Source organism: Nocardia sp. NPDC060259 (assembly GCF_042728775.1).
GTDB lineage: Bacteria > Actinomycetota > Actinomycetes > Mycobacteriales > Mycobacteriaceae > Nocardia.
Genome location: NZ_JBHXAY010000049.1, coordinates 23,327 through 47,741 on the forward strand (window position 1 = coordinate 23,327; position 24,415 = coordinate 47,741).

Sequence of the window (24,415 nt, forward strand, 5' to 3'; positions counted from 1 at the left end):
GCCCGCCTCGACGGCGGGCAGGATCAGGCGGTGAGTTCGCGTTGTAGTGGGGTGCGGAAGCGGGGGATGGCGCGGACTTCGCCGAACCAGGTTGTGGTGCGGTCTATTTCGGCATCGATCAGCTTCCGGGTGTCGGCGTCGATGTCTTCGAGGAGCCCGGTCACCACTTCGCCGTCGGAGCGTTGGGCCCAGCCGCCGACGATGCGGCCGTCGGCCCAGATGGTGGGGCCGATATTGCCGTTGCGGTCGAACAGGGCCTCGGCGTGCGGGCCGAGGAACCAGTCGCGGGACTGCCAGCCCATGGGAGTCGGGTCGAGGGCGGGGAGCAGGGCGGCCCAGGGCTCCGGGGTGGGCGCCGGGTCGAGGTCGTCGGCGAGGAGGATGCCGGTGACTCCGTCCAGGTCGACCTCGACGGTATCCAGGTGCGCCAGGGCTTTTCGGACCTCACCGAGGGTCCAGCCGGTCCACCACTTCAGGTCGGTGACAGGAGCGGGCCCGAAGGCGCGGAGCCACTGGCGCACCAGTTCCACCCGGGCCTGCTCGGCCGGAACAGGGGAGAACCCTTGTGGCAGCCAGGTTTCGACCGGCGCCCAGGTGTACTGGCTACTGGCCCAGCTGCCGTTCGGGCGCCCGCGCACGATCCGGCCCTCGGCGCCGAGCACCACCAGGACCCAGGTGGTGATGCTGGTCGGCTTCGAATACGACTTGCCGGGAGCCGTATCGATCTGGGTGCGCAGGCGCGGCACGTCCTTGCTCAACTGCACGCCGGTCGCCGCCCCGCGGGCCAGCAGCGCGGTGTGCGTCTCGGCCTCGACATCGCTGAGCCAGGACTGGATGTCGCCGTCGACGACCCCGGCCTGCTCGATATAGCGGCCGTAGGCGCGACGCTGCTTGTGCGCGAGCGCATCGCAGGTGGAGGCTTGCAGGACCGGCAGCAATTCGGTCGGCGCGACGAACATGGTGCGGCGCATGGCGAGCAGCCGCAGCAGGGTGCGGTCGTCGTAGAGCGCCTTCTCGACATCCACCGGGGTGAGATCGATGCCGCGGGCGCCGACCGACAGGTACACCGTCGCCGGATCGGTGGCGTGCAGCACCACCATCGAGCGGGCGATGTCGACGGGGTCGGTCGAGCGAGCCGACGGCGCGAGGCGATGCCGGGTCGCCAGGCGTGCGCGTCGCTGCGCGACATCGATCGAGAGCATGTCCGGATCGTAGGTGTGGGCACCGACAGTCTCGCCATCCGCGGGTTCGCTGCGCTGATCGGCGGCCGAATCGACCGGCGCGAAATGTCCATTTTGTGCAGACCGTGCGGTCGTCGTTTTCACTCCGACGCGCGAATCCCGTTGCTATGGTCCGCTCATGAGCTCAGCGCCACCGGTCGTCACTGCCGCTGAACTGGGCGTGGACGACGAGGAGCGGCCTGCGCGGGTGCTGTCCGGGTTCGCGGGCCTGCTGGTCGCCGTGGTCGCGCTCGGGCTGGCGCTGCTGTCGGTGTGGCAGGTGTTCCGGCCGCTGGCCGAAGGCAGTCAGTACTACCTGGTGGTGTTTCTCGCCGTCGCGCTGCCGCTGGTGTACCTGAGCTACCGGTCCTGGTGGGGCAGGCTCGATCGCGCCGACGGTCCCGCCGCGCTCGACTGGGTGCTGGCCGCGGTCGCGCTGCTGGTGTGCCTGTATCCGATCCTGCCGGTGCGCATCGGCGACGCGGGTGGCGGTTACAACGCGTTCCTCGACCGGCAGGGGATGCTGGCGCCACTGGATGTGGTGATGGGCGGATTGCTGCTGGTATTGGTGCTGGAAGCGTGCCGGCGCACCACCGGGATCATCCTGCCCGCGGTGTGCCTGGTGTTCCTCGCCTACGGCTACTACGGCGGACTGCTGCCGCAGGACTGGGCGATCGCGCACGCCGGACTCGATGTCGACCAGATCGTCGACGCCCTGTACAACTCCGGCAGCGGCTTCTACGGGACGCCGCTGGACGTGGCGGCCAGCTACATCGTGTTGTTCACCCTCTACGGAGCCGTCCTCGAATTCTCCGGTGCCGCACGGTTCTTCGTCGATCTGTCGGTTTCGCTGTTCCGTCGCTCGCACAGCGCGGCGGGACGGACAGCGGTGGTGTCGGGGTTCCTGCTCGGCACCGTCTCCGGGTCGGGCACCGCGACCGCGGTGAGCACCGGCGCGGTCACCTGGCCGATCCTGCGCCGGGCGGGCTACCGGCCCGAACAGGCGGGCGGCATGCTCGCCGCGGCCGGTGTCGGTGCGATCCTGTCGCCGCCAACGCTGGGCGTCGCGGCGTTCATCGTCGCCGAATATCTCGACGTGTCGTACGTGACAGTGCTCGGCTGGGCGCTGATCCCGACGCTGCTCTACTACCTCGGCATCCTGCTGTCGGTCGAGATCGACGCCCGCCGCATCCACGCCGAAGGACGCTCGCCCGCCGACCTCGCCGACGGACCGCTGCCGACGCCGTGGTGGAAACTGCTGGGGCGCTTCGGGTATCACTTCTCCTCGCTGATCGTGATCGTCGTGCTGCTGCTGGCCGGGATGAGCGCGACCCGCGCCGTCGTCTACGCCACGGTGCTCGCCCTGATCCTGGCCGTGCCGGACCGGATGCTGCGCGCGCGGGCGGCATCCGGCGACGAAGACGCGAAAGTAGCTGGCCAACAAGCTGTTCCGAGTGCCGACGGGCGGCGGTGGTCGGGCAAGGAGATCGGGCAGTTCGCGCTGGAGGCCCTGCGCGCGCTGTCGCTCGGCATGCGCTCGGCGCTGCCCGTGGTCGCGGTGTGTGCGGCGGCGGGCGTGATCACGGCGATGACCACCAAGACCGGCCTCGGCGCGCAACTGGCGTCGTTGCTGGTGCGGGCCGGGTCGGTGCTGTCCGACGACCCCGCCGTGGTCCTGGCGACGACCGCGGTGCTGGCGGCGATCGCGCTGTCGCTGCTGGGGCTGGCGGTGCCGGTGACGGCGTCGTTCGTCATCGGCTGGGTGATCATCGGGCCCGCGTTGCTCGACCTGGACGTCGCCGCGCCGGCGGCCGCGATGTTCGTCTTCTACTTCTCGGTGCTCTCGGAGGTGACGCCGCCGACCGCGCTGGCCGCCGTCGGCGCGGCCGCGGTCACCGGAGCGAAAGCCATGCCCACCATGTGGGCGGCCCTGCGATACGCGCTGCCCGCGTTCCTGGTGCCGCTGATGTTCGTGCTCACCGACTCCGGCCAGCACCTGCTCGGCCGCGGCGCCCTGCTCGACGTGCTGTGGGTGAGCGCGGCCGCCTGTGTCGGCGTGGCGGCGCTGGCGGCGGCGACGGGCGGCTGGCTGTTCGGCATCGGCGCGGTCGGGCCGGTCCCGCGCGGGCTGGCCGCGGTGGCCGGTTTGACCTTGCTCTACCCGAATCCGACCGCGACCGGCATCGGGCTCGCGGTGCTGCTCGTCGCCGTACTCGCGGGCGTCGTCGACCGGATGCGACGCCGAACAGCCACGGACACATCGTGATCCGTGGACATCAGCTCCGACGAGAGGGACCTCATGGTCAGAACAGTTGTCGCCGTGGTCGCGGTATCCGCCGCGGCGGCCTTGCTCACCGGATGCGGCGGGCGGCAGGACACCCCGACCGCCGACGCGGGCGGCGAGGTGACCTGTGAAGTGAAGCAGGACACCAGGATCGGCATCGCCACCGGCAACGCGACCGGCGTGTACTTCGCGCTGGGCAATGCCTACGCCGAGCAGATCTCGGCCGCCACCGGGGGCACGGTCAAGGCGACCGCCGCCGAGACCGGCGCGTCGGTGCAGAACATCCAGCAGGTCGTCGGCGGCACCTACCAGGTGGGCTTCTCGCTGGCCGACTCCGCCGCCGACGCCGTGCAGGGCAAGGGCAGCTTCACCAGCCCGCAGCCGGTGCGCGCGCTGGCCCGGCTCTACGACAACTACACCCAGGTGATCGTGCGCACCGACGCCGGGATCAACTCGCTGGCCGACCTGCGCGGCAAGCGGGTGTCCACCGGATCGCCCAAATCGGGCACCGAGGTCATCGCGCAGCGCGTGCTGCAAGCCTCCGGTCTCAATCCTGACAGCGATGTCTCCGCGCAACGCCTCGACCTGACCAAAACCGTCGACGGCCTCAAGGACGGTTCCATCGACGCGATGTTCTGGTCGGGTGGCCTGCCGACGCCCGGCATCACTGACCTGTTCACCACCGCCAGGGACAAGGTCCGTTTCCTCGACATCACCGGGGTGCTGCCCAAGCTGAAGGAGATCAACCCGGTGTACGAGACGGCGGCCATCCCCGCCGCCACCTACGGCCTCGCCGCCGACGTGCCCACCATCGTGGTGCCCAACCTGCTCGTCGTCCGCGACGACCTGGACGCGAACCTGGCCTGCGTGCTAACCAAGACGCTGCTCGACCGCAAGCCGCAGCTGGAGCAGGCGAATCCGGCCGCGAAGGGCATCGATGCCGACACCGCGAGCAAGACCGAGCCGGTGCAGCTGCACCGCGGGTCGGCGGTCGCGCTGGGCTGAGTGCTGGACCGTCGCGTCCGCGGGTGCGGTCGCGACGGTCACGGCCGGGAACAAGGATCGCCGCCGCGCGGTTGTGCGACGTATGACCGAGGCTGCTGCGCGACGCGACGACCGCTGGCTGGGCGAGGACCTGGATCTGGGGGCCTATCTGGCCCGGATCGGCTACGACGGACCGCGCACCGCCTCCGTCGACACGTTGCGTGCGCTGGTTCGCGGCCACACCACGACGATTCCCTTCGAAAATCTCGAGATCATCCTCGGGCGCGGGATTCCACTCGAGCTGGAGGCGTTGCAGGACAAGCTGATCCGGCGCCGCCGCGGTGGCTACTGCTTCGAGAACGTCGGCGTGTTCGCCGCCGTGCTGGAACGGTTCGGGTTCGGTGTCTCCGGCCTGAGCGGCCGTGTCACCTACGGCGCGCTCGCCGACGGGGCGATCCGGCCCGCCACCCACGCCCTGCTGCGGGTGACGACACCCGACGACGATCGCGTCTGGATCTGCGACGTCGGCTTCGGCTTCGGCCCGCTCGAACCGTTCGAATTGGTCGACGGGCGTGGTGAATTCAGTCTCGGCGAGTGGCGCTACCGCCTCGAACGCCGCGCAGGCGACCTGTGGGTGCTGTTCCAGTTCGGCCGCGACGGCTGGATCGATCGCTACACCTTCACCGAGAACCCGCAGTACCGGATCGATTACGCCGTCGGCAACCACTTCGTCTCGACGTCGCCGCGATCGCCGTTCACCACCCGGCCCTTCCTGCAGCGGTTCCTGCCCGAGGTCCACCACATTCTCGACGATATGACGATGACCACCGAATATCCCGACGGCACCGGGTACTCGCGGGAACTCGAACCGGGCGAACTGCCCAAGGTGCTGACCGAGGTATTCGACATCGACCTCGACGAATCCGACGCGGCCACGCTGGTGACGATGCCCTGGCGGACCCACTAGCGGCCCACATCTCGGGCCTCGACCACGGCTCGGCGGTTTGCTTCCCACGTGACGCTACGGCAAATTGATGGTTACTTGCCGGGAAACAACCCCCGCTGTGTGCTGTGGGGTCCGAATCGTTGGGGTCGTTCGTGCCGAAAGTTCAGTCCGCGTCCGCGGTTGCGCCGGAGACGGCGGTTCTTCGTCGACCCGTCGTCGCCTCGGCCGGGCGAAGGCAGGACCTGGACGGGTTGCGTGGTGTCGCGATCGCGCTGGTCGTCGCGTTCCACGTGTGGGCGGGCCGGGTATCCGGCGGGGTCGACGTGTTTCTCGTGCTGTCGGGGTTCTTCTTCACCGGCGCGGTGGTGCGCGGGGTCGAACGCCGTGGTGGTGTGTCCGCCCGGGTGACCGCGCGGCGCACCGTGCGCCGGTTGATGCCGTCGCTGGTGGTGGTGCTGGCGGCCATCGTGCTCGCCACGGTCGCCCTGCGGCCGTACACCCAGCTGGGTGAGACGGCGGCGCAGACGCTGGCCTCGATGTTCTACGTGCAGAACTGGTATCTCGCGACCGCCGAACTCGACTACCTGGCGCCCGATCCGTCGGTCAGCCCGTTGCAGCATCTGTGGTCGATGTCGGTGCAGGGTCAGTTCTATCTGGTGATCCTCGCGGTCCTGGCCGGGTGGGCGTGGCTGCGACGGCGTGGCGCGGCCGGTCGGCCCGCGCTGCTGATGGTGCTGACCGGGGTGGGGTTGCTCTCGTTCTGGTACGCCGCGTCCGGCTCCGCGCAGCATCAGGCGTGGACCTACTACGACAGCGTCGCGCGCGGCTGGGAACTGCTGGCCGGTGCGGCGCTGGCCGTGGCCGCGCCGTGGCTGCGGTTGCCGCGGCGAATGCGTGGATTCGCCGCCGCGGTGGGTCTGCTGATGGTGCTGTCGTGCGGTCCGATCTTCGACGGCGCCATCCAGTTTCCCGGGGTGGCGGCGCTGTGGCCGGTAGCCGCGGCGTGCCTGGTGATCGCCTCCGGATTCGGTGTCGCGGGGGTGGCGGCGTGGCCGAACCGGGTGCTGGCCGGGCGGGTCTGCACCGAACTCGGCGCCATCGCCTACCCGCTGTATCTATGGCACTGGCCGATTCTCATCTTCTATCTGGCCGAATCCGGCCGCGCGCACGCCGGCCTTGCCGACGGGCTGATCGTGATCGGCGTCTCGCTGGTGCTGGCGTATGCCACCACCCGCCTGATCGAGACGCCGTTGCGGCTGCCGCCGACCGGCCAGGACAGCCCCGTCGGCAGGCATCGGCCGACGGGGGTGCTGGTCGGCGCGCTCGCCGTCGCCGTGCTCGCCTCGGCGCTGAGCTGGCAGCTGGTGCTGCGGGCCAATCCTGCGGTGCCGCCGCAGGCACTCGACGTCGACCGGTATCCGGGGGCGGCCGCCCTGCTGTCGGGCGCGGAGTACTCGCCGGAACCGATGCGCCCCACCGTGTTCGAAGGGCAGGCCGACTCGCCGCCGCCGACGACCGACGGCTGCATCACCCCCAACCGCGAGGTCCGCACCTGTACCTACGGCGACCACACCGCCACCCGCTCGATCGCGGTGGTCGGCGGATCGCACTCCGAGCACTGGATTCCCGCGCTGGAACTGCTCGGCGTCGAGCACGGCATCCGGGTGGTCTCCTATCTCAAGGAGGGATGCCCGGTCACCCTCGCCGATCAGCCCTCGTATGCCGAATGGCCGTTCCCCGAATGCCACGAATGGTCGGTGGAGGTGCTCGACCGGCTGGCCGCCGAGCCGCCGGACTGGGTGCTCACCCTGTCCACGCGGTATCGCAAGGACGGTCTGGGTGACGAGGTACCCGGCGAATACCTCGAGGTGTGGTCGGCGATGCAGGACCGCGGCCTGAATGTGCTGGCGCTGCGCGATACTCCGCGACTGCGCCGCGACGGCGTCCTCTACCGCGCCACCGACTGCCTGGCCCACCGCGGCGATCCCGACAGCTGCGGACTGGACCGTGCCGACGCGCTCGACGCCGTCGACCCGGCCGCGGAACCGGCGGCCGGGTACCCGAACGTCTCTCTGCTCGATCTCTCCGATGCCGTGTGCAGGCCGCAGCGGTGCCGGGTCGTCGAGGGCAATGTGCTCATCTACCGCGACGAACACCACCTGACCGCCAGCTACGCGCGCTCGCTCGCCCCCGAGCTCGGGCGCCAGATCGGGGCGATCACCGGCTGGTGGTAACGAGCGAGATGCGTACCGACGCCGCGACTCCGGCTACCCTCGGCCCTGTGCGCATCTCCCGCAAGACACCGGTCCTGCTCCTCGCGCTCGCCTTGTTGCCGGTCGCGTGCTCGTCGGGACCCGATCAGCCACAGACCGTCGCCGACGCTTTCGCCGCTGCCCTGAGCAGCGGTGACGCCGCCGCGGCCGCGGCCATCACCGACGCTCCCGACCAGGCCCGTCCGGTGCTGACCACCCTGTTCGAGAACCTCGGAAAGAACGACTCGGTCCGGGTGTCGGCTACCGACGACAGCTCCTTCACCCTCGAATCGACCTGGAAATTCGGCCCAGAGGGCCGCAACGAGTGGACCTACACCAGCACCGGCACCGCCGCCGACACCGACGGCTGGAAGATCGACTGGAATCCCGCGACCGTCGCCCCCGGGCTCGAGCTCGGACCGCTCGGTTACAGCCCCGTCTATCCGAAACCCGCGCGCGTGCTGGACTCCTCGGGCGGTGACCTGATGACCCAGCAGGTGGTGACGCTGGTGACCGTCGCACCCGACGCCGATCTGGCCGCCGCGGCCGCGCTGCTCGCGCCGCACGGTGTCAGCGAGGCCACGTTGCGGGCGGATCTGGCTGCGGCGCAGGGCAAACCGATCACCGCGGTCGCCTTGCGCGAAGCCGACATCGCCCCGGTCCAGCAAGCGCTGAGCGGAGTGCGCGGCGTGACGCTCGCACCGCAGACCAGGCTGCTCACCGTCGACAAGTCCCTGGCCGGACCGACGACATCGGGTCTGGCCGAACTCTGGCAGCAGCAGGCCGACAGCGCGGCGGGGTGGGCGGTGCGCGCGCAGACCGCCCAGGGCACCCAGCGCATCGCCGGACCCGACCCGACCCCGACCACCGACATCGCGACCACCGTCGACATCGACCTGCAGAACGCCGCCGAGGCCGCCCTGACCCCGCTGACCCAGCCCGCCGCGATCGTGGCCCTGCGGCCGTCGTCCGGGGAAGTCCTGGCCGTCGCGCAGAACGCACCGGCCGACGCGCAAGGCCCGATCGCGCTCACCGGCCTCTACCCGCCCGGCTCCACCTTCAAGACCGTCACCGTCTCGGCCGCGCTGCAGGCGGGCGGGGTGAACATCGACACCGTGCTGCCCTGCCCAGGCCGCGCGACCATCGAGGGCCGCACGATTCCCAACGACAACGGCTTCGATCTCGGACCGGTGCCGCTGCATACCGCGTTCGCTCGCTCCTGCAACACCACGATGGCCGAACTCGGCGTGCGCTTGCCCGCCGACGGGCTCACCGCGGCCGCCGCGCAGCTCGGTCTGGGGGTGGATTATGTGACACCCGGCTTGACGACCGTCACCGGGAAGGTCCCACCCGCGCAGGACCCGGCCCAGCGGGTGGAGTCGAGCATCGGGCAGGGCACAGTCACCGCCTCGCCGTTCGGGATGGCGCTCGTCGCCGCCTCGCTCGCGCACGGCTCCGCGCCGGCGCCCGCCATCGTGCGCGGGCGGCCCGGTACCGCGGACCGGGCGTCCGCGGCGGTGCCCGCCGACGTGACGTCGCAGATAGAGACCATGATGGGGGAGACGGTGTCCGCCGGAACCGCCACCGCGTTACGCGATATTCCGGGGCTGCTCGGCAAGACCGGCACCGCCGAATACCTCGACGACGAGCACGCGCACGGCTGGTTCGTCGGCATCGACGGTGACCTCGCGTTCGCGGTCTTCGTCGCCGACGCGGGCAGTTCGGGGCCCGCGGTGGAGGCGGCCGGACGGATGCTGAGAGCCAAACAATGATCTATGTCACCCTAGGTGGGCGGGCAATCCCCCCGCTGCCGCACGCGGTCCGCACCGGGCCAGCTACACTCGTCGACGGACCATATCCATGGTCAATACGCGGGATGTCACAATTTCGAGAAGGTTCGGAGTAGGCGCCATCGATACCGGTCAGAAGATCGCGGAGCATTACCGCCTGGTCGAGCGTATTGGTAGCGGCGGCACAGGCGTTGTATGGCGCGCTGTCGACGAACGCCTCCAACGCTCCGTGGCTGTGAAGCAGATCCACATCAAGCCCAGCCTGCCCGAGGGTGAGCGGGATGTCTTGCGCCAGCGTGCGATTCGGGAAGCCCGCAACGCGGCGCGATTCCAGCATCCCAACGCCATCGTCGTCTTCGACATCACCGAGCACAACGGTGACCCGTGCCTGGTGATGGAGTACCTCAAGTCGGTCAGCCTGGCCGCCGAGCTGGGGCAGAAGGGTCCGCTGCCGCTGACCGAGGTCGCCCGCATCGGTGAGCAGGTCGCGTCCTCGCTGATCGCCGCCCACCAGGCCGGACTCGTGCACCGTGACGTGAAACCGGGCAACATCCTGCTCGGCGAGCACGGTGAGGTGAAGATCACCGACTTCGGCATCTCCCGCGCTGCCGGTGACGTCACCCTCACCGAGACGGGCCTGATCTGCGGCACCGCCGCCTACCTGGCGCCGGAGGTCGCGCGCGGTGCCGATCCGACGCCGGCCGCCGACGTGTTCGCGCTGGGTGCGACGCTGTTCCACGCGCTGGAGGGTGAACCGCCCTACGGCGCCAACGCCAATCCACTAGCCGTGCTCTACGCGGCGGCCAACGGTCAGGTGCGCGAGCCGCGCAATGCGGGCCCGGCCACCGACTTCCTGCTCGACCTGCTCAGCCCGGACCCGCTGGACCGGCCGACGATGACCGAGTCCCGCGACGCGCTGGCCGCGTTCGCCGACGCCGATGCCGTGCCCGCCGGGTTCGTGCCTGCCAGCGAGGCCTACGGCCGCCGCAACTCGTCGGCCGCGACCCAGGTGATCCGGCAGTCCGGGCACCGGACCTCGCATGCGGGCGCGTCCACCGCGACGACCAGGCAGATCCGGTCGAACCCGCGCCCGCCGATGCGCCACGACACCGCAGCGCACCCGCCGACAACCACCCAGCCCGCGCCCCTGCCGCGCAAGCAGGCGGGCAAGGGCCGTGCGGTGCTGATCGGTTCCGGTGTCGGCGCCGTGATCGCCGCCATCGCCGTCGCGGTCAGCGCGATGAACAGCTCGGACTCGAATTCGCCGCAGGTGCAGGCGAACCCGTCGACCTCGGTGCAGGCCTCGGCCGGTCCGGCGTCGCCCAGCGCGGTCCCGGCCGCGCTCGGCCAGACCACCAATGTCGGCACCGTCGACATCGGCTCGGCGGGCCTGCTGGTGGAGGACTTCTTCTCCAACCCGGCCGGTTCGTGGTCGCTGCTCACCCCGGCCGCGCAGAAGGTCTACGGCAGTGAGGCCGCGTTCCGGGAGTACTGGAACGACCGCACCGTCGACACCTTTGCCAGCATCACCGCGGTCAAGGGCAACAACGCCGACGGCTCGACCGACATGCGCCTGGCCAGCATCACCATCAACGGCCAGACCAAGGCCATGGTCATGCGGGTCGTGAACTCCGGCGGCAGCCTGCGGATCGACGGCGACACCCGCTGACAGCCGGCCCGGACAACGGATCGATGACGGACCCGGCGGGGACAACCCTGCCGGGTCCGTCGTCTTCGGCGGGATGTGCCGGAAAAGCGATGGCGGGCGCCCATTAGGCTGGTACCTGACCTGAGCCACGCACAGACAGGACTGCACCCCGATATGACTCCCCGCATCGAGCTCGCCCGCGTCGATCTGCGCGGTCGTACTCCCTCCGCTGCCGAGCTGCGCACCGCGCTGCCGCGCGGAGGGGTCGACGTCGACTCGGTGCTGCATCATGTGCGGCCGGTCGTCGAGGACATCCGCGACCGGGGCGCCGAAGCCGCGCTGGACTACAGCGAGAAGTTCGACGGCGTTCGCCCCGCCGCGGTGCGCGTCCCCGTCGCCGAGCTGGCCAAGGCACTCGAGGAGCTGGACCCGGCCGTGCGCGCCGCGCTCGAGGTCGCCATCGAGCGGACCAGGAAGGTGCACGCCGACCAGCGCCGCACCGACACCGTCACCGAGGTGGTGCCCGGCGGCACCGTCACCGAGAAGTGGGTGCCGGTGGAGCGGGTCGGGCTGTACGTGCCCGGCGGCAATGCCGTCTACCCGTCCTCGGTCGTGATGAACGTCGTCCCGGCCCAGGCCGCGGGCGTGGAATCGCTGGTCGTCGCCTCGCCGCCGCAGGCCCAGTTCGGCGGACTGCCGCACCCGACGATCCTGGCGGCCGCCGCGCTGCTCGGCGTCGACGAGGTATGGGCGGTCGGCGGCGCGCAGGCCGTGGCGCTGCTGTCCTACGGCGGCACCGACACCGACGGCGCCGCGCTGGAACCGGTCGTCCTCATCACCGGACCCGGCAACATCTACGTCACCGCGGCCAAGCGGCTGTGCCGTGGGCTGGTAGGCATCGACGCCGAGGCGGGCCCCACCGAGATCGCGGTGCTCGCCGACGCCACCGCCGACCCGGTGCACGTGGCCGCCGACCTGATCAGCCAGGCCGAGCACGACGTGCTCGCCGCCAGCGTGCTGGTCACCGACTCCGTCGCGCTGGCCGATGCGGTCGACGCGGCGCTGAACGCCCAGCTCACCGTGGTCAAGCACGACGCGCGAGTGCGGGAAGCGTTGAGCGGCAAGCAGTCCGGGATCGTCCTCGTCGACGACATCGCCCAGGGCCTGCGCGTCGTCGACGCCTACGCCGCCGAGCACCTCGAGATCCAGACCGCCGACGCCGCGGCCGTCGCGGCGCGGGTGCGCAGCGCGGGCGCGATCTTCGTCGGCCCGTGGGCGCCGGTCAGCCTGGGCGACTACTGCGCAGGCTCCAACCACGTGCTGCCCACCGCGGGCTGCGCGCGGCACTCGTCCGGCCTGAGCGTGCAGACCTTCCTGCGTGGCATCCACATCGTGGAGTACACCGAGGCCGCGCTGAAGGATGTCGCCGGACACGTCGTCGCCCTGGCCAACGCCGAAGACCTGCCCGCGCACGGCCAGGCCGTGCGGGCGCGTTTCGAGGCGCTGTCATGAGTACTCCCACCGTTCCCGGCGCCTCGGCGACCCTGGACCAGCTGCCGCTGCGCGACAACCTGCGCGGCAAATCCCCGTACGGCGCACCGCAATTGACGGTGCCGGTGCAGCTCAACACCAACGAGAACCCGCACCCGCCGAGCAAGGCGCTGATCGACGACGTCGCCGAATCGGTACGCGCCGCGGCCGCCGACCTGCATCGGTACCCGGACCGGGACGCCGTCGCCCTGCGCGCGGATCTCGCCGCGTACCTGACTCGTCAGACCGGCGTCGCCGTCGACACCGCCAATGTGTGGGCGGCCAACGGCTCCAACGAGATCCTGCAGCAGCTGCTGCAGGCCTTCGGCGGACCGGGCCGCAGCGCACTGGGTTTCGTGCCCTCGTACTCGATGCACCCGATCATCTCCGAGGGCATCGACACCGAGTGGATCGAGGCCAAGCGCAGCGGCGACTTCTCCCTCGACATCGACTACGCCGTCGCGCAGATCACCGAACGCCACCCCGACGTGGTGTTCGTGACCAGCCCGAACAACCCGACGGGGCACAGCATCCCGATCGACGAGCTCGAGCGCCTGCTCGCGGCGGCGCCCGGCATCGTCGTCGTCGACGAGGCGTACGGAGAGTTCTCGGCCGCGCCGAGCGCGATCACGCTGATCGACCGGTTCCCGACCAAGCTTGTCGTCACCCGCACCATGAGCAAGGCGTTCGCCTTCGCCGGCGGGCGCCTCGGTTACCTGGCCGCCTCGCCCGCCGTGATCGACGCGATCCTGCTGGTTCGCCTGCCGTACCACCTGTCGGTGGTCACCCAGGCCGCCGCGCGCGCCGCCCTGCGGCACGCCGACGAAACCCTGGGCAGCGTCGCGGAACTGGCGGCGCAGCGGGACCGGGTCGCCGCCGCGCTGGCCGAGCAGGGCTTCGAGGTGATTCCCAGCGACGCCAACTTCATCCTCTTCGGCCGGTTCACCGACGCCGGACGCGCCTGGCAGCACTACCTCGATGCCGGTGTGCTCATCCGCGACGTCGGCATCCCCGGCTACCTGCGCGCCACCGTCGGGCTCGCCGCGGAGAACGACGAGTTCCTGCGCGTGAGCCGCGACATCGCGGGCACCGACCTCACCCACTGACCGCTGGAGGCAACCGATATGAGCAGAACAGCGCGGGTGGAGCGCGTCACCAAGGAATCCAGCATCCTGGTCGAGCTGAACCTCGACGGGACCGGGCAGACCGAGATCTCCACCGGTGTCCCGTTCTACGACCACATGCTGACCGCGCTGGGCGCGCACGCCGGGTTCGACCTGGTCGTGCGGGCCGAGGGCGACATCGAGATCGAGGCACACCACACGGTCGAGGACACCGCGATCGTGTTCGGTCAGGCGCTGGGCAAGGCGCTGGGCGACAAGAAGGGCATCCGCCGCTTCGGCGACGCGTTCATCCCGATGGACGAGACCCTCGCGCACGCCGCCGTCGACGTGTCCGGCAGGCCGTACTGCGTGTTCACCGGTGAGCCGGAACACCTGGTGCACACCATCATTCCGAGCGCGGGCCCCGGCGCCTCGTACTCGACCGTGCTCAACAAGCACGTGTTCGAGTCGATCGCGCAGAACGCCAGGATCGCGCTGCACGTGCGGGTGCTCTACGGCCGCGACCAGCACCACATCACCGAGGCCGAATTCAAGGCGGTGGCGCGGGCTCTGCGCGCGGCCGTCGAGATCGACCCGCGGGTGAGCGGCGTTCCGTCGACGAAAGGTGTGCTGTGAGTTCGACATCCGTCGTCCTGCTGGATTACGGCTCCGGCAATCTGCACTCCGCCGAGCGCGCGCTGGTGCGGGCCGGTGCGCAGGTGGAGGTCACCGCCGACCCGCAGGCCGCGCTCGCCGCCGACGGGCTGGTCGTCCCCGGTGTCGGCGCGTACGCGGCGTGCATGGCGGGGCTGCGTGAGGTGCGTGGTGAGCGGATCATCGGCCAGCGCCTCGCCGGTGGCCGACCGGTCCTCGGCATCTGCGTCGGCATGCAGATCCTGTTCGACCGTGGCGTCGAGTTCGACGTGGAAACCGAAGGCTGCGGCGAGTGGCCGGGCACCGTCGCCCGTCTCGACGCCCCCGTCCTCCCACACATGGGCTGGAACACGGTCAAGGCCCCCGCCGACAGCACCCTGTTCGCCGGCCTCGACGCCGACACCCGCTTCTACTTCGTCCACTCCTACGCCGCCCAGCAGTGGGAACTCCCCGAGAACGAGCACATCGCGCCCCCGAAGCTCACCTGGGCCGAGCACGGCGTTCCCTTCCTCGCCGCCGTCGAGAACGGTGTCCTCTCGGCCACCCAGTTCCACCCGGAGAAGTCCGGTGACGCGGGTGCTCAGCTGCTGCGCAACTGGATCGGGTCGCTGTAGCTCGGACGCTGCTCTGCTCAGCGGCTCCCTGTGCGGTGGCTTTCTTCCGCGGTCGCGGGCCTGAGCGGTTCGCCTGCCAGGAAGCCCGCGATCGGTGCTGCGCAGCGGGCAGCGTCGTCGAACCATGGGGCGTGGCCACCGGGGACGACGACGAGACGCGCGCCGGGAATCCTCGTCACCGATGGTCGTGCCTGACCGGGTGAGCTGAACACGTCGTGCTCGCCCCAGACGAACAGCACCGGGGTGTCGATCCGTGCCAGTTCGTCGTCGGTCAGGACATTTTCGGGACGCGGGGTGCGGCCGCGCATGAGTCGGCACAGCAGGGCGCGGTACGACGCGGCTTGGCCGGGCAGGCGCAGTGGCAGGCGGTGCAGGTCGAGCAGGTCGTCGGACATGGCACGTGCCGCGGGGGCGCCGATCGCCTCCGTGAGGGCGAAGCGGGCGACGAACCGAGGGGACGGTAGTTGCATCAGGCGCTGGTCGAGACCGCCACGGATCGGGGAGGTCAGCGATGCCATCTCGGCGATGCCCCGGGATCCGGGTAGTGCGGTGGCCGGGGTGGCGACGATCGCCGCTCGCGTCAGCCGGTCCGGTGCGTCCAGCGTCGCCCACAGGGTGAACAGGCCGCCCAGCGAACTGCCGACGAACGCGGCCTGTTCCACCTCCAGCGCGTCCAGAGTTCCGGTGAGCACGCCCATCGCGAGCTCGCGGACGGTCCGTCCCTGCCAGGAATACGGGGGCGCGAGGCTGTGGCCCGGCAGATCGACGAGGATGTGCAGGAACCCGGGCAACTGGGCGACGAGGGGCGCCATGCCCATGACGGGTGCCGAGATGCCGTTGATGTGGACGACAGGGTCACCGGATCCTGTCGTCAGGACGCGGACCTGCACCGAGGGGTCGCGGAGGGTGACCAGGCGTTCGGTGGTGGTCAGTCCGTAGGTGTCGGCCACCCGTTGTTCGGCCGCTCGGATCCGGTGTTCGAGTCCCTGGGATTTGCTCATGCACCTACTGTCGGGCTCGGGTGCGGGCGGCGTCTTGAACGAATGTTCCGGCGGTCAGGGCGCCGCGAGCACGCCCGGCGTGATCCCGGCGAAGGCCAAGACATCACGGTGCAGATGTGACTGGTCCGAATATCCGCAGGCCACCGCCACATCGGCGGGGGAGCGGCCCGACACCAGCAGGTCGAACGCCGACCTGAACCGGACCACCATCGCGGCACGTTTGGGCGTCACCCCGACCTGCGCCGTGAATCTCGACCACACGCGTTTGCGACTCCACCCGGTGAGCTCGGCCAGGTCCCGTACCCGCACGTCACCGTTGCTCGCGACGACGCGATGCCAGCAGGCGGCGACTTCGGGGTCGGCTGACCTGGTCGATGCCCGGTCGGTGAGGAACCCGGTCGTCAGAGCGAATCGGTTTGCCCACGTTGCCGTTTCGGCCAATTGCTCGCGGAGCAGTGTCGCCGCCGTGCCCCAGACGTCGCCGATATCGGCCACGGTGTCGCGCAGATCGCCGGGTACACCACCCAGCAGCCGGTAGGCGGCGATCGGCGACAAACGCACCTCGAGACATTCGAATCGGTGTGTGCCGACACGGTGCGGTCCCGGCGACAGGCCGGCGACCACACCACCGAAGCTGTTCTGCCCGAGGGTATTTCCCACGGCGAGTCTGCTCTCGCCGAACTGGACGACCACGATGACGTCCGGCCGGGCGACGACCTGCATGTCGGCCCCGGTGCCGACCCGATCGCGAAAACCGCCCATCGCCACCCCATCGATCGAGGGTGCGCTCGGTCCGGCTACCTCCCAGCCCGCGAGTTCACGTTCGGACATGATCGGCCGCACCGTTCGAGACTACGAGCGTGGTGGCCGTCCCGGCAACGGGTCAGTGGTTGTCGAAGCGGGCGCGGTCGGCGGCTTCGGTGCCCGCGTCCCAGCCCTGCTCGCTGCGGATCGTGATGCCCCTGGTGCGGACGGTGGGGAAGTAGGTGTCGAAGGCCTTGTCCACTCGCTGCTGGTGGGAAGCGAGGACCGGGAGCAGGCGGTCCGGGTCGGGGGATTCGGCGATCGTCGCCTCGGCGGCCTTGGTGAGGCGCTCGCCGATGCGGGCGGCGTAGGCGGTGAGGAAGGCCTTGCGGTAGTGGCGGGAGCGGGATTCCTCGGTGGTCGTGGTCTCGATCATCGCGCGGGTCGCTTGGACCAGCAGCGAGGTCGACAGGAGTTCGACGGCGTCGAGGTCGGTGTCGTCGCCGACGATGGTGACGAAGCCCCAGTCGGCGAGGAAGATCGCGCGGCAGCGGTTGGCGCGAGTGACCATGTCGACGAGGAGGGCTTTGGCGTCGGTGTAGGGGGTTTCCAGCCAGATTCGGCGGGCGGCGGGGAGGTCGTGGCCGGGGGTTCCGTGGTCGAGCAAGGCGCGGTCGATCGCGTATTTGGTCATGAGTTCCTGCGCCTTGGCCGAGAGGGTTTCCGCCTCCTCGGCGAAGGAGGTCGACTCGGCTTTGGCCAGGAGCCCGCGGACCCGGCCGAGGGTCTTCTCGTCGACATGGTGGTGCGCGTGCCTGCGCGCGGTGCCGGGCAGCGGCAGGATCTGTTCGAGTTTCGGCAGGCGGATGAGCAGGGCGAGGGCGGTCAGTGCGGCGACAAGCGCTTCGGAAGCGGTGAGCAGCGTGCGGTCGGCCCACTGCGCGAGGTGCGAGCGCTGCGCTGTCCACCACACCGTGGCGCCCACCTCGTCCAGTTGCGACTGCCAGATCTCGTCGACGGCTTCGGCGGCGAAGTCGACGCGGTGCGCGGCCATCAGATCCGTCAGATAACCGGCCGCGAACTCGTCCACCCGCCTGCGCGCGGCGGCATGGATGTCGGCGGGCAACCATCCGAACTCGAACGCCCGGTCGATGATCCGGGCACCGGCGAGCTCGACTCCCCGAGCCAGGTCCGCACCGGCGACCTGCTCGGCGAAGCGCTCGATCGCGGTGGTGTCACCCTGGGCGGCGAGGAAGGCGACGGTCGCGATCGCGTCGGCGACCTGCGCCAGATCACCCGACAGCGCGGCCTCGACCGGAAGTCCGACGGCGGCCGCCGGTCGCCGTCCTGTGCGGCGACGACGGTTCTGCTTGGCCACGAGCTGCGGGATCCTTGTCCGTCGGAGGAACTGCCGGGCGGGGGCAGCAGCGAATTGTTCGCGTCGTCCATTGTCCCGTACGGCCCCGGTGGCGCGGCGTGCTCATCCGGTCGATCAGCAACGTTCGGGAGTGCCCGGCACCGGCGAATCGACTTCGTTTCTCGCCCAAGGGGATCCGAGCCGAAGCGGTTCCAGATCGCGCCGCGCTGGCTTAGGGTGACGACATGAGCTATCGGGGGATGCTGGCCGACGAACGCCGGGAACTGGTCGAACTGCTACGCGGGCTCACCGAGCAGGAGTGGGAGACACCGTCGCTGTGCGCGGGCTGGCGGGTGCGTGACGTCGTCGGTCACCTGCTGACGGACACGCTCGGCCCACTCGACTACGCGGCCGCCGCGGCCCGCAACCGCGGTTCGGTGGACCGGATCAACAACGCGCTCGCCGCCTCGTTCGCGGACTTGCCGACCGCGCAGCTGGTGCACAAGTTCGAACACGAATCGGGCAAGCTGTCGAAATTCTCGCCGCGGCTCATGCTGTCGGATCTGATGGTGCACCAGCAGGACATCCGGCGGCCACTGCGGCGCCCGCGCACCATTCCCGCTGATCGCCTGATCGCGGTCCTGTCCTATCCGGATCCGTTCGCCTCCCCGGGCAAGCGGACCAGGGGCCTGCGGTTCGTGGCCACCGATATCAAATGGTCCTGGGGTGACGGCCCGGAAGTCCGCGGCCCCGGCGAGGCCATCGCCCTCGCTGTCGTGGGCCGCACCGTCGTCCTCGACGAACTCACCGGCGGGGGTGTTCCCGAACTCCGCCGCCGCTGTGGCTGACTTCGGCCGGCTTTCCGCCCGCAGTACCCGGACGCATTGGGAGTGCGGTGGCGTACGTCGACCACCCGCACCCAAGACGTCGGGGCGGAGACCACCTATGTCAATCGACCCAGCCTTGCGCACCGTGTTCCCTCCGAAACTAGGCCTGGATCACCAGGACGCCCGGGTCGAGCGCAAGGTTTGTTCAGGTAGCTGCAAGCCGCATCGCCAGTGATTTTGGATTCCTCGCGGCAGCAGTGAGAATGGGCGAATGCTTGGGGAGGGGCGATCTCGGGGATTCGAGGTGAGCCGTGCTTACCGGACGTAAGTATCGGGTCGAGTTCACGCACGGGCAGGCCGAGTTCGCCGAAACGATCGGGGCGATCTGCCGGTCGGTGTGGAACACCGGGCTCGAGCAGCGACGCGAGTACCGCCGCCGCGGCTCGTGGATCAACTACCACGAGCAGGCTGCGCAACTCGCCGGTGCCAAGAACACCCATGACTGGTTGAAGACCGCGCCGTCGCACGTGTTGCAGCAAACCTTGATGGATCTGGATCGAGCCTGCCGCCAGCACGGTACGTTTCAGGTGCGGTGGCGGTCCGGCCGGGCATGGTCGCCGTCGTTCCGGTTTCCCGCCGGAAAACAGATTGCTGTCGAGCGGCTCGGTAAGCGGTGGGGGCGAGCGAAGTTGCCGAAGCTGGGGTGGGTGCGGTTTCGCTGGTCACGCAGTCTGGGTGGGATGGTGCGGTCGGCCACGGTATCGCGAGACGGACAGCGCTGGTTTGTTTCGTTCCTCGTCGAGGACGGCCACACCACCCCGCCCCAACATGTCGGGACTTCGGCGGTTGGTGTGGATCGTGGTGTCAAGGTGGCGGTCGCGGTGTCAGACGGCACCCTGTGGGACCGGCAGTTCCGCACCCGGGGTGAGGCGGTCCGGTATCGGCGGTTGCAGCAGCAGTTGGCCCGGCAGCGCAAAGTCAGCGCGAACCGGAAGAAGACGCTTGCCGCGCTGCGGGTGATTCGGCGACGCGAGCGTGACCGCAGGGCCGATTTCTGTGCGTGGACCTCGAGCCGGCTCGCCACACGGCATGCCCTCGTCGCGCTCGAGGATCTGCGTATCCATAGCATGACCGCCTCTGCGAAGGGAACGCTAGAACATCCCGGCAGCGAGGTCAGGCAGAAGGCCGGGCTCAACCGCTCCATTCTGGACAAGGGTTGGTATGCCTTCGAGTCGGCTCTGTACGGTGTCGCCCGGTACACGGGCGCTCAGGTCGTGAAGGTACCGGCGGCGTATACGTCTTTGACGTGTTCGGGCTGCCGCAGTGTGGACCCGGAAAACCGTGAGAGCCAAGCGGTGTTCAGGTGTACTAACTGCGGGCACAGTGGGAACGCGGATGTTAACGCGGCCAAGAATATTCTGTACGCGGCAGGGCATGCCGTGTCGGCCTGTGGAGACCTCGGGGCTACCCGGTCTGCGAAGCAGGAACCAGGTGGGAAAACCGCGAGGCGATACCACCCAACTACCGTCTAGGTAGGTTGGAATCCCCGGCTTCAGCCGCGGGAGGACGTCAACATGTGAGTCTTGTGCTTTTCCCGGGCTGCAATTCGTGGCCTCCGACATCCATTTGTCGTGGGGCGACGGACTGGAGGCTCGGGGAAGGGGAGGCGAGGCCATCACCCTCTCGGTCGGTGGCCGCAGCGTCGTCCTCGACGAGCTGATCGGCGGTGGAATACCTGAACTCTGCAATCCGCTGCGGCCCACCTGGGTGAACGTCACACGGCTTCCGCTGCCCGGGTGACACGGGCCTCACCTCGGCAGACCGATGAAGGGAACCGGAGTCCGGACCTACTAAGCTGCCCTTGTGAGTCTTGTGCTGTTGCCCGCTGTCGATGTCGCCAATGGTGAGGCCGTGCGCCTCGTGCAGGGGGAGGCCGGTAGCGAAACCAGCTACGGGTCGCCGCGGGACGCGGCGCTGGCATGGCAGCAGGCCGGTGCCGAGTGGGTGCATCTGGTCGACCTGGACGCGGCGTTCGGCAAGGGAAGCAATCGGGAGTTGATCGCCCAGGTCGTCGGTGAGCTCGATGTCAAGGTCGAGCTGTCCGGCGGTATCCGCGACGACGACTCGCTGAAGGCGGCGCTGGCCACCGGGTGCGCGCGGGTCAACATCGGTACCGCGGCGATCGAGAACCCGCAGTGGTGTGCGCGGGTGCTCGGTGAGTACGGCGACCGGATCGCGGTCGGGCTCGACGTCAAGCAGATCGACGGGGAATGGCGGCTGCGTGGTCGCGGCTGGGTGACCGACGGCGGCGATCTGTGGGAGGTGCTCGAACGCCTCGAGCGCGACGGTTGCGCGCGCTATGTCGTCACCGACGTCTCCAAGGACGGCACGCTGACCGGCCCCAACCTCGAGCTGCTGAGCGAGGTCGCCAACGCCGCCGAGGCACCGGTGGTCGCCTCCGGCGGTATCTCGGTGCTCGACGACCTCGTCGCCATCGCGGGCCTTGCCGAGGAGGGCGTGGAGGGCGCGATCATCGGCAAGGCGCTCTACGCGGGCCGGTTCACCCTGCCCGAAGCCCTGGCCGCGGTGCGCTGACCCCCACGATGACCGCCGCACCGAGCACCGCCGAACTGACCGACCTGCTGGCCGTCGCCACCCAGGTACTGGACGGGGTCGTCCCGCGCTTCGTCGAGGGGATCGGTGCGCCGAGCGCGGTCGCCAAGGGCCGCAACGACTTCGCCACCGAACTCGACCTCGAGCTGGAACGCACCATCACCGCCGAACTGCAGCAGCGCACCGGAATCGCGGTGCACGGCGAGGAATTCGGCGGCCCGGCGCTCACCTCGGGCACGGCGTGGGTGCTCGACCCGATCGACGGCACCTTCAACTACTCCTCCGGCCACCCCATGTCGGGCACGCTGCTCGCGCTGGTGCACGAGGGCGAACCGGTGATCGGCCTGACCTGGTTGCCGCTGCTCGGCCACCGCTATTCCGCGGTCGCCGGCGGTCCGCTGCTCGTCGACGGCGTCGCGATGCCGCCGCTGGAGCCGGGCAAGCTCGCCGACGCGATGATCGGGTTCGGCGCGTTCAATCTCGACTCGGCGGGCCGCATCCCCGGCCAGTTCCGGTTCGACCTGCTCGGCGCGCTGAGCAGGCTGTCCTCACGGGTGCGGATGCACGGCGCCACCGGCATCGACCTGGCCTTCACGGCCTCCGGCGTGCTCGGCGGCGCGGTCGTGTTCGGGCACCATCCGTGGGACAACGCGGCCGGTGTCGCGCTGGTGCGGGCCGCGGGTGGCGTGGTCACCGACCTGGCAGGCGCGCCGTGGACGATCACCTCCGGTTCGGTGCTGGCCGCCGCGCCCGGGGTGCACGAAGAACTCCTGGACATGATCTGCACGGTCACCGAAGAAGAACGAGGGTGAACACCATGACACCGCGCACCGAGGAACGGCCGGAGACGGCGGCGCCGAGTACCTTGGCCGTTCGCGTGATCCCCTGCCTCGACGTCGACGCGGGCCGGGTGGTCAAGGGCGTCAAGTTCCAGAACCTGCGCGACGCGGGCGACCCGGTCGAACTGGCCGCCACCTACGACGCCCAGGGCGCCGACGAACTGACCTTCCTCGACGTCACCGCCTCCACCGGCGATCGCGGCACCATGCTCGACGTGGTGACCCGCACCGCCGAGCAGATCTTCATCCCGCTCACCGTCGGCGGCGGCGTGCGCACCGTCTCCGACGTCGACCGGCTGCTGCGCGCCGGCGCGGACAAGGTGTCGGTGAACACCGCCGCCATCGCCCGCCCCGAGGTGCTGTTCGAGATGTCGCAGCGCTTCGGCGCCCAGTGCATCGTGCTCTCGGTCGACGCGCGCACCGTGCCCGACGGTCAGCCCGACACCCCGTCCGGCTGGGAGGTGACGACCCACGGCGGCAAGCGCGGCACCGGCATCGACGCGGTCGAATGGGCCATCCGCGGCGCCGAACTCGGCGTCGGCGAGATCCTGCTGAACTCGATGGACGCCGACGGCACCAAGACGGGCTTCGACCTGCCGATGATCGCCGCGGTCCGCGCCGCGGTGAGCGTCCCGGTGATCGCCAGCGGCGGCGCGGGCGCGGTCGAGCACTTCCCGCCCGCCGTGCACGCGGGCGCCGACGCGGTCCTGGCCGCCAGCGTGTTCCACTTCGGCGACCTCACCATCGGCCAGGTCAAGGCCGCGATGCGCGCCGAGGGAATCACCGTCCGCTGACTTACAGCCCCATTTCGGCGGCGATGATCGTGCGCAGCACGTCGCTGCTGCCGCCCTGGATGCGGTCGATGCGGTGGTCGGCGTAGAGGCGGGCGATGGGGGAGTCGGTGAGATAGCCTGCGCCGCCGTGCAATTGCAGGCAGCGGTCGATGACACGGCCCGCGGTTTCGGTGGCGAACAGTTTCGCCGAGGCGGCGTGGGCGGCGCCGAGTTCGCCGCGGTCGTGTGCGGCGAGCGCGCGATCGACGACCGCCTCGACGGCGTCGACCTCGGTCTGGCAGGCGGCGAGTTCGAACTTCGTGTTCTGGAAGGCCGAGACGGGGTGGGTGAACGCGACGCGGTCCTGGGTGTGCTTGCGCGCGAAGCGGATCGCGGCCTTGGCCTGGGCGTAGGCGCCGACGGCGATGCCGAGGCGTTCCTGGGGCAGCTGCCAGGCGAGATGGGTGATCCCCTGGTGTGGCGTGCCGAGCAGGTCGGCGGCGGGCACCCGCACATCGGTGAAGGTCAGTTCGGCGGTGCCGCTGACCTTGCGGCCCAGCGTGTCGAGCTGGCGCCCGACCCGGAAGCCCGCGGCCGTCGCGTCAACGACCAGCAGGGACAGACCGTAGGACGGGTCGTCGGGGCGGGGCGCGGCGGTGCGCGCGCACACGATGACCCGGTCGGCGTGCACGCCACCGGTGACGTAGGTCTTCGATCCGTTCACCACATACGTGCCGCCGTCGACGGACAGCGGTGCGGTGGTGCGCATCTCGCCGGGTTCCGCACCGGTGCCCGGCTCGGCCACCGCCAGCGCGAACATCATGTCGCCGGTGACGATGCCGGGCATCCACCGCGCCTGCTGCGCCGGAGTGGCCAGCGTCTTGACCAGCGGCAGGCACCGGGTGACGTGGGCGCTCGAACCACCGAAGGAGACAGCGGCCCGCGCGATCTCCTCGGCGAGCACGGTCCGGTATCCGAACGACTCGCGCCCTGCCCCGCCGAACTCGACCGGCGCCTCGAGCCCGAAGACGCCGAGTTCGCCGAGCCGGTAATAGAATTCGCGCGGCACGAGCCCGTCGTCGTACCACTTGCCGAAGCTCGGTACGACCTCGGATTCGATGAACGCGCGCATCGTCGCCCGGAACGCGGCGTGATCGGCGTCGAAAACTGTTCTGCGCATCAGGAATTCCTTACCGGCCGGGAAACGGCCACGAGCCGGGCCGCCCCCGCGGGGGT

Annotated in this window: 21 protein-coding genes; 16 read left to right on the plus strand and 5 right to left on the minus strand. The window is 70.0% G+C overall.

Going from position 1 to position 24,415, the window contains the following annotated elements; genetic code table 11:
* Positions 1 to 23: 23 nt before the first annotated feature.
* Positions 24 to 1,202, minus strand: coding sequence for a winged helix DNA-binding domain-containing protein (locus ACFWF2_RS19020; protein WP_379308747.1), 1,179 nt, complete (start codon positions 1,200 to 1,202; stop codon positions 24 to 26).
* Positions 1,203 to 1,359: 157 nt separating this feature from the next.
* Here ACFWF2_RS19020 and ACFWF2_RS19025 point away from each other — a divergent pair, with 157 nt between their 5' ends.
* The 10 genes from ACFWF2_RS19025 (at position 1,360) to hisH (ending at position 15,025) form a co-directional block, all read left to right on the plus strand.
* Positions 1,360 to 3,486 (plus strand): TRAP transporter permease, encoded by a 2,127-nt coding sequence (locus tag ACFWF2_RS19025; RefSeq protein ID WP_379308748.1) that lies wholly within the window; start codon positions 1,360 to 1,362, stop codon positions 3,484 to 3,486.
* 33 nt (positions 3,487 to 3,519) lie between these two features.
* Positions 3,520 to 4,509: a TAXI family TRAP transporter solute-binding subunit gene (locus ACFWF2_RS19030; RefSeq protein ID WP_379308749.1), complete on the plus strand. Its 990-nt coding sequence runs from the start codon at positions 3,520 to 3,522 to the stop codon at positions 4,507 to 4,509.
* An 82-nt stretch (positions 4,510 to 4,591) separates the two neighbouring features.
* Positions 4,592 to 5,455: an arylamine N-acetyltransferase gene (locus tag ACFWF2_RS19035; RefSeq protein ID WP_379308750.1), complete on the plus strand. Its 864-nt coding sequence runs from the start codon at positions 4,592 to 4,594 to the stop codon at positions 5,453 to 5,455.
* Positions 5,456 to 5,586: 131 nt separating this feature from the next.
* A complete protein-coding gene (locus ACFWF2_RS19040) occupies positions 5,587 to 7,668 on the plus strand; it encodes an acyltransferase family protein (protein ID WP_379308751.1) in 2,082 nt (693 codons plus the stop codon).
* Between the two features lie 8 nt (positions 7,669 to 7,676).
* Positions 7,677 to 9,458 carry a penicillin-binding transpeptidase domain-containing protein gene (locus tag ACFWF2_RS19045; protein ID WP_379308752.1) on the plus strand — a complete coding sequence of 594 codons (1,782 nt, stop codon included), beginning with the start codon at positions 7,677 to 7,679 and terminating at the stop codon, positions 9,456 to 9,458.
* An 88-nt stretch (positions 9,459 to 9,546) separates the two neighbouring features.
* Positions 9,547 to 11,145, plus strand: coding sequence for a serine/threonine-protein kinase (locus tag ACFWF2_RS19050; protein WP_379308753.1), 1,599 nt, complete (start codon positions 9,547 to 9,549; stop codon positions 11,143 to 11,145).
* Positions 11,146 to 11,298: 153 nt separating this feature from the next.
* On the plus strand, positions 11,299 to 12,636 hold the full coding sequence (gene hisD, locus ACFWF2_RS19055; protein WP_379308754.1) for a histidinol dehydrogenase: 1,338 nt from the start codon (positions 11,299 to 11,301) through the stop codon (positions 12,634 to 12,636).
* Entirely contained in the window at positions 12,633 to 13,760 is a 1,128-nt protein-coding gene (locus tag ACFWF2_RS19060) for a histidinol-phosphate transaminase (protein ID WP_379308755.1), read from the plus strand. Before hisD ends, ACFWF2_RS19060 begins: the two co-directional genes overlap by 4 nt.
* 18 nt (positions 13,761 to 13,778) lie before the next feature.
* The gene (gene hisB / locus ACFWF2_RS19065) at positions 13,779 to 14,393 is read left to right on the plus strand and encodes an imidazoleglycerol-phosphate dehydratase HisB (RefSeq protein WP_189033963.1); all 615 of its coding nucleotides are present in this window, start codon (positions 13,779 to 13,781) and stop codon (positions 14,391 to 14,393) included.
* Positions 14,390 to 15,025 carry an imidazole glycerol phosphate synthase subunit HisH gene (gene hisH, locus ACFWF2_RS19070; protein ID WP_379308756.1) on the plus strand — a complete coding sequence of 212 codons (636 nt, stop codon included), beginning with the start codon at positions 14,390 to 14,392 and terminating at the stop codon, positions 15,023 to 15,025. The genes hisB and hisH overlap by 4 nt, the downstream gene beginning before the upstream one ends.
* A gap of 17 nt (positions 15,026 to 15,042) precedes the next feature.
* Here hisH and ACFWF2_RS19075 read toward each other — a convergent pair whose 3' ends face one another.
* Genes ACFWF2_RS19075 through ACFWF2_RS19085 form a run of 3 tightly spaced genes read right to left on the minus strand, consistent with a single transcriptional unit; the run spans position 15,043 to position 18,148 of the window.
* Positions 15,043 to 16,026 (minus strand): alpha/beta fold hydrolase, encoded by a 984-nt coding sequence (locus tag ACFWF2_RS19075; RefSeq protein WP_379308757.1) that lies wholly within the window; start codon positions 16,024 to 16,026, stop codon positions 15,043 to 15,045.
* Positions 16,027 to 16,080: 54 nt separating this feature from the next.
* Positions 16,081 to 16,857, minus strand: coding sequence for a helix-turn-helix domain-containing protein (locus ACFWF2_RS19080; protein ID WP_379308758.1), 777 nt, complete (start codon positions 16,855 to 16,857; stop codon positions 16,081 to 16,083).
* A 52-nt stretch (positions 16,858 to 16,909) separates the two neighbouring features.
* Positions 16,910 to 18,148 (minus strand): DUF2786 domain-containing protein, encoded by a 1,239-nt coding sequence (locus ACFWF2_RS19085; protein ID WP_379308759.1) that lies wholly within the window; start codon positions 18,146 to 18,148, stop codon positions 16,910 to 16,912.
* A 224-nt stretch (positions 18,149 to 18,372) separates the two neighbouring features.
* Here ACFWF2_RS19085 and ACFWF2_RS19090 point away from each other — a divergent pair, with 224 nt between their 5' ends.
* The 6 genes from ACFWF2_RS19090 (at position 18,373) to hisF (ending at position 23,200) form a co-directional block, all read left to right on the plus strand.
* Positions 18,373 to 18,975 (plus strand): maleylpyruvate isomerase family mycothiol-dependent enzyme, encoded by a 603-nt coding sequence (locus ACFWF2_RS19090; protein WP_379308760.1) that lies wholly within the window; start codon positions 18,373 to 18,375, stop codon positions 18,973 to 18,975.
* Between the two features lie 290 nt (positions 18,976 to 19,265).
* Positions 19,266 to 20,486: an RNA-guided endonuclease InsQ/TnpB family protein gene (locus tag ACFWF2_RS19095; RefSeq protein ID WP_379308761.1), complete on the plus strand. Its 1,221-nt coding sequence runs from the start codon at positions 19,266 to 19,268 to the stop codon at positions 20,484 to 20,486.
* Positions 20,487 to 20,562: 76 nt separating this feature from the next.
* Positions 20,563 to 20,754, plus strand: a complete 192-nt coding sequence (locus ACFWF2_RS19100) for a hypothetical protein (RefSeq protein WP_379308762.1) — start codon at positions 20,563 to 20,565, stop codon at positions 20,752 to 20,754.
* A 63-nt stretch (positions 20,755 to 20,817) separates the two neighbouring features.
* The gene (gene priA, locus ACFWF2_RS19105) at positions 20,818 to 21,549 is read left to right on the plus strand and encodes a bifunctional 1-(5-phosphoribosyl)-5-((5-phosphoribosylamino)methylideneamino)imidazole-4-carboxamide isomerase/phosphoribosylanthranilate isomerase PriA (RefSeq protein ID WP_379088469.1); all 732 of its coding nucleotides are present in this window, start codon (positions 20,818 to 20,820) and stop codon (positions 21,547 to 21,549) included.
* Between the two features lie 8 nt (positions 21,550 to 21,557).
* A complete protein-coding gene (locus tag ACFWF2_RS19110) occupies positions 21,558 to 22,379 on the plus strand; it encodes an inositol monophosphatase family protein (protein WP_379308763.1) in 822 nt (273 codons plus the stop codon).
* A gap of 5 nt (positions 22,380 to 22,384) precedes the next feature.
* Positions 22,385 to 23,200 carry an imidazole glycerol phosphate synthase subunit HisF gene (gene hisF, locus ACFWF2_RS19115; RefSeq protein WP_379308764.1) on the plus strand — a complete coding sequence of 272 codons (816 nt, stop codon included), beginning with the start codon at positions 22,385 to 22,387 and terminating at the stop codon, positions 23,198 to 23,200.
* A gap of 1 nt (position 23,201) precedes the next feature.
* On the opposite strand, the gene ACFWF2_RS19120 is transcribed toward hisF, so the two are convergent.
* Entirely contained in the window at positions 23,202 to 24,359 is a 1,158-nt protein-coding gene (locus ACFWF2_RS19120; RefSeq protein WP_379308765.1) for an acyl-CoA dehydrogenase family protein, read from the minus strand.
* Positions 24,360 to 24,415 lie beyond the last annotated feature (56 nt).